This window comes from Salimicrobium salexigens (genome assembly GCF_900156705.1).
Lineage (GTDB): Bacteria > Bacillota > Bacilli > Bacillales > Halobacillaceae > Salimicrobium > Salimicrobium album.
This window is the reverse complement of the sequence record NZ_FTOK01000002.1, coordinates 118,938-130,814: the sequence shown is the minus strand read 5'-3', so window position 1 is coordinate 130,814 and position 11,877 is coordinate 118,938. Positions and strand designations below refer to the sequence as shown.

Sequence of the window (11,877 nt, the reverse complement as noted above, 5' to 3'; positions counted from 1 at the left end):
AGCCACTAAAAAAAGCCCCGCCCCTTTTTCTGCAATGCTGCAGAAAAAGGGACGGGACTGCCCGTGGTGCCACCCTAATTGAAGATAATTCTTCCACTTTGGACCTTTAACGCAGGCTTTACGTCCGCACCTACCAATATCGTTCGGCACGGCACCTAAGAAACGTCTTTCACCGATGCATCATAGGGAAGTGTTCTCAGCCGTGACACTTCTTCTCTGAACTATGTGGGTACCGGTTACTTTTTCCCTCGATGGTTTTATCTTTAACTGAATTGCTTTCTATCATATAGACGTCCTGTCATTCTGTCAAGACTCACCGCTCTTTGCTGTCCAGAATCAATGTGACGGGACCGTCGTTCACAAGATCCACCTGCATCATTTCTCCGAAACTCCCGGTCACCACAGGGATTCCTTCCCTGCGGACGTAGGCGTTAAATTTTTCATACAGGTCATTGGCCATATCAGGCTTGGCAGCCTGCATGAAATTGGGCCTGCGGCCTTTTCTCGTATCGCCGAATAAAGTGAATTGAGATATCGAAAGTATCTCCCCCTCCACGTCCACCGCAGAATAATTCATCTTTTCATTTTCATCTTCAAAAATCCGCAGATGAGGTATTTTTTTCGCCAGATACAGAGCGTCTTCTTCCGTATCTTCCCGGGAAACGCCAAGAAGAACCACAAGACCTTTATCCACTCTTCGCGGTTCTTTCCCTTCTGCCGTAACTTTCGCTTCAGTCGTCCGCTGTACTACTGCTTTCATTTGATTTCACCTCTATTGCATTACTCTCCGCACCGTATATACTTCCTGGATCTGTTTGATTCTCTCCACTATCTTCCTGAGATGGGAAGTATTCTGAATCAGTATTGTAATATTGATTGTAGCCATCTTATTGCGGTCGGACCTTCCCGAAACCGCCGTAATATTCGTTTTCGTTTCGTTGACAGCCTGTAACACTTCATTGACAAGACCTCTCCGATCATACCCCCAGATCTCGAGATCCACGTGATACTGTTTGCCGTTATCTTCCTCTTCTTCCCACTTAACAGGCAGGAGACGATCTTTAGCTTCTTCGGTCTTGACGTTCGGGCAGTCGGTCCGATGCACGGAAACACCGCGGCCTTTCGTTATATATCCGATGATTTCGTCACCCGGAACCGGACTGCAGCACTTGGCTAAGCGGACGAGCAGATTGTCGACCCCTTCCACTACGACCCCCGCATCTTTTTTCACGTTGGGCTGTTTTTTTAAGTCTTTTTTGTTTACATTGGCTACCGTATCTTCCAGAGCCTCCTGCTTTTCTTTCTCACGCCGGATTCTCTCCGTAAGACGGTTTGCTACCTGAATTGCAGTGATTCCCTGGTATCCTACCGCTGCATACATATCATCAAGCGAGGTGAAATTGAATTTATCGAGCACCCGCTGAATATTATCCTGTGTCAGTACCTCTTTCGGAGACAGGTGAAGGTTCTTTATTTCCCGTGCCACTGCGTCCCGGCCTTTGGAAATATTCTCTTCCTTGCGCTGCTTCTTGAAAAATTGTTTGATTTTATTTTTTGCCTGGGAAGTCTGGGCAATATTCACCCAGTCTTCAGAAGGACCATAGGAATGTTTTGAAGTCATCACTTCTACGATATCTCCGGTTTTCAACACGTAATCAAGAGGCTCCATTTTGCTGTTCACCTTGGCACCTATGGTCTGGTTACCGATTTCCGTATGGATCCGGTATGCAAAATCAAGAGGGTTCGAACCGTACGGCAGTTCGATAACATCGCCTCTCGGAGTGAAGACGTAAACCATATCGGAAAACAGATCCATTTTTAAAGATTCCATAAATTCTTCCGCATCATGGGTCTCGCTCTGCCATTCCATAATTTCACGGAACCAGGACAGTTTTTCTTCAAAAGACTGGGTGCTGCCGGACTGTTTTCCTTCTTTATAAGCCCAGTGGGCAGCAATGCCGTATTCGGCGATTTCGTGCATATCATGTGTTCTGATCTGCACTTCGAGAGGATCACCTTTCGGACCGATGACTGTCGTATGCAGAGACTGATACAGGTTCGGCTTCGGCATGGCGATATAATCCTTGAAGCGTCCCGGCATCGGCTTCCAGCATGTGTGTATAATGCCCAATACTGCATAACAGTCTTTAATGCTGTTTACCAGAATGCGTACGGCAAGCAGATCGTATATTTCGTTAAACTGCTTGCTTTGCAGAACCATTTTTTTGTAAATACTGTACAGATGCTTCGGGCGGCCATCCAGATCAGCCTCTATGTTTACATTATCGAGCTCGCCCCTTATCTGATTGATGACTTCATCCACGTAGTGCTCCCGCTCGTTTCTCTTCTGCTTCATAAGGTGCACGATACGGTAATACTGCTGGGGATTCAGATATCGCAGTGCTGTATCTTCAAGTTCCCACTTGATAGTTGAAATACCGAGACGGTGAGCGAGAGGTGCAAAAATCTCCAGAGTTTCGTTGGAAATTCTCCGCTGTTTCTCAGCCGGCAGGTGCTTGAGAGTCCTCATGTTATGAAGTCTGTCAGCAAGTTTAATCAGAATGACACGAAGATCCTTCGCCATTGCGACGAACATCTTCCTGTGATTCTCCGCCTGCTGTTCTTCTTTAGACTTATATTTGATTTTCCCTAATTTAGTCACTCCGTCCACGAGCATAGCGACTTCCTCATTGAAAGTCACCTTCAGATCTTCCACCGTTACGCCTGTATCCTCCACCGTATCATGAAGAAAGCCGCTGGCTATCGTTTCAGCATCGAGTTCCAGATTGACGAGGATCCCGGCTACCTGGACCGGGTGTATGATATAAGGCTCCCCTGACTTTCTATACTGATCACGATGTGCCCAGGCAGCATATTCATGGGCTTTCCGAATAAATTGTAACTCGTCTTCATTCAGATAATGTCTTGCCCCATCAATCACTTCTTCCGCAGTCAACACATTATCGTTCGCCATAACAATCACCCTGATTTCTATATGTTGAATTATCTTTTACTGAAATGCTGAACATAACCTCCGCCTTTCCAAGGGAAATGATAGCAAAAGAGCGCCCTTACAGAGGGCGCACTCTTCTACTCGTATTGCATTAGTGTCAGTACATCGTATCCTTCGAGCTTGTCTCTGCCGTTCAGGTATTGAAGTTCGATGAGAAAGGCACACCCTGCCACTTCTCCGCCCAGCTGTTCCACCAGATCTATAGTTGCTTCAATTGTACCTCCGGTAGCGAGCAGGTCGTCGATGATAAGTACGCGCTGGCCAGGTTTTATTGCATCTTTGTGTATAGCCAGGATGTCCTGACCGTATTCCAGACCGTAATCCACTTCAATCGTTTCCCGGGGAAGTTTTCCTTTCTTGCGAATCGGGGCAAAACCTATTTCAAGAGCGTAGGACACAGGGCACCCTACTATAAAGCCACGGGCTTCAGGACCTACTACGATGTCGATGTCGCGCTTTTTGGCATAAGTCACGATGTCATCCACAGCTGCTTTAAAAGCAGGACCGTTATCCATGAGGGGAGTGATGTCTTTAAACTGAACTCCCTCTTTCGGCCAGTTTTCAACAATTGCTATATGTTCTTTATAATCCATATCCTATTTCCTCCTTGACTTCCGCCCCTTTAATTTTTTGCAGCCGGGTTTCCATCCAATCTTTCAATTCTTTATATGTCGAATAATATAGTACTTTTTCAACTTCCATCTGTTCCTGTCTCGTCTGGAACGTCCTAGATTCTGTCAGGCTCTTCTGTTCGGGTTGTGTATTCATAAACAATTGACCATCTTTTATTGTAACAAAACCCAAATCAAAAAACACGTTACAAATGAATTTTATCGAATCGACTTTCCATCCCTTGTGCCTTGCGAGAAGAGCCGAATCTTTTTCAAGGTCAAACGTTTTTTTCTTCTTCAGCATTCCATAAAAGTACTTGAAATGCTCCCGGGACGGCAGCGTCTGCATAAATGCATCGTCTCTCAAAGAGTAGACGGCGTAAATACGCTCAGGTGATACCTCCCCGAGGAGCGCATTCAGATCTTCAAGCCGTTCGGGGAGATCGATTAAAATCAATATACTGTAATCCTTGACCCTGCTGTCGTTGAACCCGATCACCGGTAACTCTCCCGGCCCTTCCGTCTGCAACCCGAAAGTGACACAGGCGGCTTCGTCTCTCTGGAAGGACGGTAAAGACTTCTGCAAATGTTTCGTTCCTCTCCAGTCGAACAGCTGCCACTCTTTCACTGCAATGTCTTCCACCATCAGCTGTGGTTTCCTCGTTCCGTTCCATTCGTTGATACTCAGCTGCCCGACCATATCTATCGGGGACTGAGGAGCGATAGAGTGATATGCTTCTCCCTGTCCGAACGCGATAGCATCTAGACGTGAACCGTTCTGCTCCAGCGTTACTTTCATATGATTCTTTTTGCTGCCTATCAGCCTCAATTCCTTCGCCCTGCTTCTGACGTGGAAGTACGGTTTAGGATTAGCCATTCCGAATGGCCGTAACTGATTGACGAATTCTATCTGCTGTAATGACACTTCACTGAGATCGAGACTCATCGTGACAGGTAGTGACTGACCGTAGTCCTCCGGCGCAAGTTTTTCTCTCGCCAGTCGGGACAACTCTTCTCGTAGCGAAATTATATTGTCCTCCGCCAGTGTCATGCCTGCAGCCTGGGAATGCCCACCGAAGTGAAGAAACAGTTCCCTGTGCTCCATGCAATTTTCAAACATATCATAGGCATCTATACTTCTGGCGGATCCTTTTGCCTGACCTTTCTCCTTATCAATGGTAAGAACAATCGCAGGCCTGTCGAATTTCCTCACAAGCTTGGAAGCGACGATACCGAGCACTCCGGCATTCCAGCCTTCCCTGGCCACCACAATCACTTCATCTTTCACATCTTCCCCGAGCAGTGCCTCGGCTTCGTCAGCTATTTCCTGAACAATTTTCTGACGCTCTTTATTCAGTTCCTGAACGAACCCGGCCAGTTCCTGTGCCTCTTCTTCATCCCCGGTAAGTAAAAGATCCACGGCAGGAGAAGCATCCTGCAGGCGACCGACTGCGTTCATTCTTGGACCTATCATAAATCCGACCGCTTCTTCGTCTACGTCTCCGTCTATGCTATTCAAATTTTTCAGTTGACGAAGCCCCGGACGCCTCGTCTTTGTAATAGCCTCAAGTCCGAAGGAAACAAGTATCCTGTTCTCATCTTCAAGTGGCACCAGGTCGGCGACCGTTCCTATAGCTACAAGATCGAGCAGGTGAACCGGCTTCTCTTCCAGAAGAGCGTGGGCGAATTTGAACGCCACCCCGACTCCTGCCAGTTCCTGAAAAGGATACTGGAGAGAAGTTTTCGGATGCAGAATCGCAAATGCCTCAGGCAGTTCGTTCTGAACTTCGTGGTGATCCGTAATAATGAGATCGATCCCCAATTCTTTTGCAACTTTCGCTTCTTCCACAGCGGCTATACCATTGTCCACTGTAATTATAAGCGTGTATCCCTGTGCGGAGGCCCATCTGAATGCATTTTCGTTTGGACCGTATCCTTCCGTAAACCTGTTAGGAATATAAAAGTCGCATTCCGCTCCGAGCGATCGCAGACACTCCATCATTAACGCTGTCGAACTGACACCGTCCGCGTCATAATCCCCGAAAATCAGAATGGGCTCTCCGTAATGGATAGCCTCTTTGACCCGGTTCACAGCTTTCCGCATTCCGTTTATGAGAAAAGGATCATGTAAATCAGCAAGCGCCGGGTGCAAAAACCTGCTTCTTTCCTCTTCCGTATGCAAGCCGCGCTGCTCCAATAATTCATTTATCAATTCCTGCCTATTGGCAGAATCCGAACTGTATGTAAAATCCCATTTCATTTTACTTTTTAACATAACGACACCCCTGACCCGTTAATTATACTAAAGGCCGGGGGTGTGAACAACCATATTACCTGTCCTTATGTTTATCCGGGTTATCGTCCAAGTCTTTATCCTCATCTTTCTCATTAGCGGTTGGCTCTTCCGGTGCATTCTCCGTGTCATTTTGCATTTTTTTCTCCAGAGAACGGTAATTCTGTTTCAGCCGGAAATACCGGAGTGAGCCCACGGAAGCAGTTATAATTCCACCCATCAGTACGGAGATGAGGATCACAAGTATGAGGGGAGCCTCTCCGGAGCCGAATAAATAATCCACTTGCACAGGGTCCACGTTAATGACTGCAAATATAGCTACTAAAAGAGCAAATATAATGGCCAGTATAATGTAAGTCTGTCCCTTCACGACAGCCACCTCCTTTCCTCTGTAGTATACCCCCACGGAAAGTGATTCAATCAAAAAACAGGTAAGCCCGGCCCTCCTTTTTCCAGCGAATAGAAAGAGTAAGTGTCATCTGTCGGCTTTCCTTCCTTTCGTAAGCTGTGAAACGGAACGAAGGTAACGTTTATGCCGGAATCGTGACATTCACCGCTCCTTCATACCTCTCAACGTCACGAAAAGAACGTTATCCTTACCTTCGCATCTGAAGGGAAGGATAACAGGCTCGCTCCGGGCAGAGGTGCCCAATCCATCTCCCCCTTACTCGTAAAAAATACAAAAACCGAACACAAGGGTCCGGTTTTTGTTATCTGCTATTCAATTGTGCCGAAAACTTTTCGTTATTATACCTGCGGTCCGTTCGTTTTCTTCTTCTCAGAGTACTCGATCGGTTTCTTCTCGATCGTACGTCCTCTCATTACCAGCCAGAGCTGTGCGGCAATAAAGAGTGAAGAGTACGTACCGGCTACGAGTCCTACTACGAGAGCAAATCCGAAATTCGTTATAGAGGAAGCACCGAACAAAAAGATCATCAATGCTGCAAACACTACAGTGATTACAGTATTGAAACTTCTTGCAAGCGTCTGCATCAGACTTTCGTTTACCACTTTCGCCAGTTCACCGAAGGTCTTCACTTTCCGCTTAAGTTTCAAGTTTTCGCGTATCCTGTCGAAAGTGACGATCGTATCATTGACGGAATACCCGACGATTGCCAGAATGGCGGCAATTATCGTTATATCGAATTCAAGCCTGGTTATGCTGAATAGAGCTATGATAAAGAAAGCATCGTGCAGCAGGGCCAGAATTGCCGTGAGTGCAAAAAAGAACTCGAATCGGATCGTAACATAAATAACGATTCCTATAGAGGCATAGAGAACAGCCAGAGCTGCGTTCTTGGCAAGTTCCTGACCCACTATCGGAGATACAGTACTTACGTTAGGCGTGTTACCGTATTTTTCTTCAAAATGGTCCTGAATTTCTCCTACCTTATCTTTTGGAAGAACCGTTTCGAACCGGGCCACAGCAATCTCGTCGTTGTCCCCTGAAATCACTATCTGTTTCGGCGTGACGCCGAATTCTTCCTCGAGCGTCTCTTCCACCTGGGGAGATTTGATATTGCCATCGGAAAGAATAGACACTCTGGATCCGCTTGTGAAGTCAATCCCTAAGTTAAGTTTGAATATCATAAGCGCGATACCGCCGGAGGCGATCAGTATAATCGAAATTGCAAAGAATCGCTTCCGTAACCCTGCAAAATCGAAAGTTTTACCTTTTACAGTTGTATTCACCGGGGTCGTATCATTAATATCCTGGATTTGTGAAGGCTTCACCCCGAACCAGCCGGGACGTTTATTCAGCAGACGGCTGTGAATCCACAGACCCATGAAAAGGCGGGTACCGAAAACGGCGGTGATGAAGCTTACCAGTATGCTCACTATCAGCATCGTAGCGAACCCTTTTACGGAACTCGTTCCGAATATAAACAATACGCCTGCAGCTATCAGTGTTGTTATGTTCGCATCAAGGATAGTCGCAAGAGATCGCTTATTCCCCGATTTGAAAGCGGACATTACCGATTTACCGGATTTCAGTTCTTCTTTGATACGTTCATACGTTATGATGTTCGCATCTACAGCCATACCTACTCCCAAAATAAGAGCGGCTATCCCGGGCAGTGTCAGCACCCCGTTCATGAGTTCGAACACTACAAGAATAAGGTATATATATACGGAAAGTGTGACTGCTGCAATAATCCCCGGAAAACGGTAGTAGGCAATCATGTAAAGGAAGATTAGCGCAATACCTATCGCTCCGGCAATAACGGTTTTATTCATCGCCTGCTCCCCGAACTGTGCTCCTACGGACGTCGAGTACATTTCTTCGAGGTTCACCGGAAGCGATCCGGCGTTCAGCATGTCGGCCAGCTGTTTGGCTGATTCCACCGTAAAGTTCCCGTCAATCTGGACGTCCGTGCTTCTGATCGGCTCATCATTATTAAATCCGAGAGCGGAAATATATGCCGGATCTTCTTTGCCGTACTCTTCCGGGAACGTCGTCTCGGATTCGTTATAGTCGAGCCAGATGACCATCATACGGTCGTCATACGGAGTCTCCGGATCCTGTTCCTTACTCGTAATAGTATCCGAAACTTCGTAAAATTCCTGGGCACTTTCCATTTTCACAGTAACCACAGGCTGGTTCGTGTTCGCATCAAATGACTGCTGGGCACTGCCCTCGACAATATCACTGCCATCAAGGTATTCATTGCCCTCTACGTCACGAAAAGACAGTTCGGCGGTCGTCGACAGTAATTCTCTCGCTTCCTGCTGATTATCGACACCCGCAAGCTGCACCCTTATCCTGTTGGGCTCTTCGATGTTAATATTTGCTTCACTGATACCAAGGGAGTCCACCCTTTCTGTCAGTGACTGCACAGTCGCTTCAAGTACTTGACGGTTGACTTCCTGTTCCTCATCAATCGGATCCACCTCATAGAGAATCTCGAATCCTCCCTGAAGGTCGAGTCCGAGCTTTATGTCTTTGGCGACACCCGTAACAGTCGTGCCTATCATCGTTCCAAGTAAAGCTACTATAAGAAAAAAGGCGACAATGCGACCTCGTTTTTTCATTTCCTTCGCTCCCCCTTATTGTCCCTCTTTTCAGGGACTCTTTCCTCTTGACGTCAATCATACGGGACTTCCTTTGAGTCACAAAAGCAGCCCCTGCTTGCATTGCATACCTTTTTCATCAATATATAATCACTGTTTCACCATTGCCTGCCCGTGCTTCAAAAGAGGGCAGGTAAGCACACACCCTCCCTGAAACGCGGAGGCGCCGGCCTATATGTACAAGCATATAATCTATTGTAGCGGAAAATCATTTCTTTGAGAAGATGAACAGGCTATTCAGTGAAAAACTGTACCGAATGGTCAGATTTTTACAGGTCAGTTTGAGTCGAAAGAATCCAAAAAAACCCTGCAAAAAACAAAGAGTGATTCCCGGCTCAATGCAGGAATCACTCTTTTTCCTCAGGTATTGATAAAAGACGGCTTGAAATAAGAGCCGTCTTTCGTTTCCCTAGGTCTTAGTCGTTCTTTCTTTCTCTGACTGATGAACGATCCATCTTCAACGAAGAGCCATCGTTAACCGTAACGACGACAGTGCCTTCGTCAAGCGCGTGGATCGTACCATGAATGCCGCCGATTGTAATAATTTCATCACCTTTTTGCAGTTCGGATTGCATCTGCTGCACTTTTTTTTGCTTTTTCTGTTGAGGACGAATCAGCAAAAAGTAAAAGATAACAAACATTAAAATAATAGGCAGTAGCCCTATCAATGTTTCCATCTCTGTCTTCCCCCCTAAAAGTTTTTCGCATCTGGCCTGTTGAAACCATATTGTTCAAAGAATTCTTCACGGAAATCTCCGAGTCTGTCTTCTTTAATGGCTTCTCGCACTTGCCTCATCAATTTTAACAGAAAATACAGGTTATGATAAGTAGTAAGTCTGATTCCGAACGTTTCATTGGATTTTACGAGGTGACGGATATAAGCTCTCGAATAGTTACGACACGTATGACAATCGCAATTTTCGTCGATCGGACCGAAATCACGGGCAAATTTAGCATTACGGACGACCAGACGTCCGTTAGACGTCATACAGGTACCGTTACGGGCTATGCGTGTCGGAAGCACACAGTCGAACATGTCGATCCCCCGTATTGCTCCATCCACCAGGGAATCAGGGGACCCTACGCCCATGAGATATCTCGGCTTATCTGAAGGCAACAAAGGTGTCGTCGATTCAAGCATCCTGTTCATTACATCTTTCGGTTCCCCGACCGACAGACCACCGATCGCATACCCCGGGAAGTCCAGCGATGTAAGATCACGCGCACTCTGTTTCCGCAGATCTTCGTATTCCCCGCCTTGAACGATACCGAACAGGCCCTGATCGTGAGGACGTTTATGAGCCGACAAGCAGCGCTCCGCCCAGCGGCTCGTCCTCTCCACGGAATCCTTCATATACTTGTGTTCTGCAGGGTAAGGCGGGCATTCATCAAATGCCATCATAATATCCGCGCCGAGCTGATTCTGTATGTGCATCGCTTTCTCCGGAGAAAGGAATAGCTTCTCCCCGCTTATATGGTTACGGAAATGAACGCCTTCCTCTTCGATTTTTCTCAGATCACTGAGACTGAACACCTGGAAACCTCCCGAATCTGTAAGGATAGAACCTTTCCAGTTCATAAATTTATGAAGGCCTCCGGCTTCTTCGACGATATCCGCTCCCGGACGCAGCCAGAGATGATAAGTGTTCGAAAGAATCATTCCCGCCCCCATGGACTCAAGCTCTTCCGGACTCATCGTCTTAACTGTCGCTAACGTACCTACAGGCATGAAGGCAGGGGTTTCGAACGTTCCGTGAGGAGTATGGACCTTCCCTAACCGTGCACCTGTCTGCTTACATGTTTTTATATGTTCATATGTTACTGCCATCTGTATCTTCCACTCCTACTTTAAAATTAGCATTGCATCCCCGAAACTGAAGAAACGGTACTTCTCCGTCACCGCCCGGCGGTAGGCTTCCAGTATGAAATCCCTGCCGGCAATAGCACTCACAAGCATGATCAGTGTCGACTTCGGAAGGTGGAAATTCGTCACGAGTCCATCGATTGATTCCACCTGATGCGGAGGATAGATGAAAATATCCGTCCACCCGCTCTCCCCCACAAATCGCTGATGTTCCCGGTAAATCGTCTCAAGCGTCCGGGTCGACGTCGTACCTACCGAAATGATGCGCCCGCCGTTTTCCTTTATACGATTAAGCGTCCCGGCTGACTCTTCCCCCAGGGTATAAAACTCTGCATGCATGTCATGTTCTTCGACGTTTTCCACACTCACCGGTCTGAACGTTCCGAGACCTACATGCAAAGTAAGATATACAAGTTCAACCCCCGACTCCTCCAATTCCCGGAGCAGCTTTTCCGTAAAATGAAGGCCGGCCGTGGGCGCGGCAGCCGATCCCTCTTCTTTTGCGTAAACCGTCTGGTAACGGTCACGGTCTTCCAGTTGCTCGGTGATGTACGGAGGAAGCGGCATTTCTCCGAGAGAATCCAGCACTTCAAGGAAGATGCCTTCGTATGAAAACTCGACGATTCTCCCGCCGTGCTCCAACTCTTTTGTACAAACGGCTTTCAGTCGTCCGTCGCCAAAGGTGAGTTCCGTACCTTCCTTCACTTTTTGGGCGGGCTTCATCAGTACTTCCCATTCGTCACCTTCGCGCTGGTGAAGAAGAAGCACTTCCACTTTTCCTCCCGTATCTTCTTTCACACCGTACAACCGCGCAGGAAGTACTTTTGTATCATTCAAAACGAGACAGTCTCCGGGATGGAGATAATCTTTCACATCCGAGAATACACGGTGCTCTATTTCTTCTGCTTCCGTGTTAAGAACCATAAGACGGGAAGAATCCCGATCCTTCAGTGGTGTCTGGGCGATGAGTTCTTCCGGCAGTTCAAAATCGTATTCATTGATATCTGTTGTCATTATCCTTCAA

The 11,877-nt window shown here is 47.1% G+C and carries 9 protein-coding genes and 1 other annotated feature; all 9 genes read right to left on the bottom strand.

Annotation, left to right across the window (positions count from 1 at the left end):
• Window positions 1-44 precede the first annotated feature (44 nt).
• Window positions 45-261 (bottom strand) — a binding site (T-box leader).
• Window positions 262-313: 52 nt separating this feature from the next.
• The 9 genes from dtd to queA all read right to left on the bottom strand — a co-directional run bounded on the left by dtd (window position 314) and on the right by queA (window position 11,867).
• On the bottom strand, window positions 314-760 hold the full coding sequence (dtd, locus tag BW931_RS02860) for a D-aminoacyl-tRNA deacylase (RefSeq protein ID WP_076569826.1): 447 nt from the start codon (window positions 758-760) through the stop codon (window positions 314-316).
• Between the two features lie 12 nt (window positions 761-772).
• On the bottom strand, window positions 773-2,974 hold the full coding sequence (locus BW931_RS02855; protein ID WP_076569824.1) for a RelA/SpoT family protein: 2,202 nt from the start codon (window positions 2,972-2,974) through the stop codon (window positions 773-775).
• Window positions 2,975-3,090: 116 nt separating this feature from the next.
• Complete coding sequence (locus BW931_RS02850) at window positions 3,091-3,606, bottom strand: adenine phosphoribosyltransferase (protein WP_076569821.1); 516 nt, start codon at window positions 3,604-3,606, stop codon at window positions 3,091-3,093.
• Entirely contained in the window at window positions 3,596-5,899 is a 2,304-nt protein-coding gene (gene recJ, locus BW931_RS02845; protein WP_076569818.1) for a single-stranded-DNA-specific exonuclease RecJ, read from the bottom strand. The genes BW931_RS02850 and recJ overlap by 11 nt, the downstream gene beginning before the upstream one ends.
• 55 nt (window positions 5,900-5,954) lie before the next feature.
• Window positions 5,955-6,287 (bottom strand): LapA family protein, encoded by a 333-nt coding sequence (locus BW931_RS02840; protein WP_076570201.1) that lies wholly within the window; start codon window positions 6,285-6,287, stop codon window positions 5,955-5,957.
• A 377-nt stretch (window positions 6,288-6,664) separates the two neighbouring features.
• Window positions 6,665-8,950, bottom strand: coding sequence for a protein translocase subunit SecDF (secDF, locus tag BW931_RS02835; RefSeq protein ID WP_076569816.1), 2,286 nt, complete (start codon window positions 8,948-8,950; stop codon window positions 6,665-6,667).
• A 455-nt stretch (window positions 8,951-9,405) separates the two neighbouring features.
• Complete coding sequence (gene yajC / locus BW931_RS02830) at window positions 9,406-9,666, bottom strand: preprotein translocase subunit YajC (RefSeq protein WP_076569814.1); 261 nt, start codon at window positions 9,664-9,666, stop codon at window positions 9,406-9,408.
• A 14-nt stretch (window positions 9,667-9,680) separates the two neighbouring features.
• Window positions 9,681-10,817, bottom strand: a complete 1,137-nt coding sequence (gene tgt, locus BW931_RS02825; protein WP_076569811.1) for a tRNA guanosine(34) transglycosylase Tgt — start codon at window positions 10,815-10,817, stop codon at window positions 9,681-9,683.
• A 15-nt stretch (window positions 10,818-10,832) separates the two neighbouring features.
• A complete protein-coding gene (queA, locus tag BW931_RS02820; RefSeq protein ID WP_076569809.1) occupies window positions 10,833-11,867 on the bottom strand; it encodes a tRNA preQ1(34) S-adenosylmethionine ribosyltransferase-isomerase QueA in 1,035 nt (344 codons plus the stop codon).
• Window positions 11,868-11,877 lie beyond the last annotated feature (10 nt).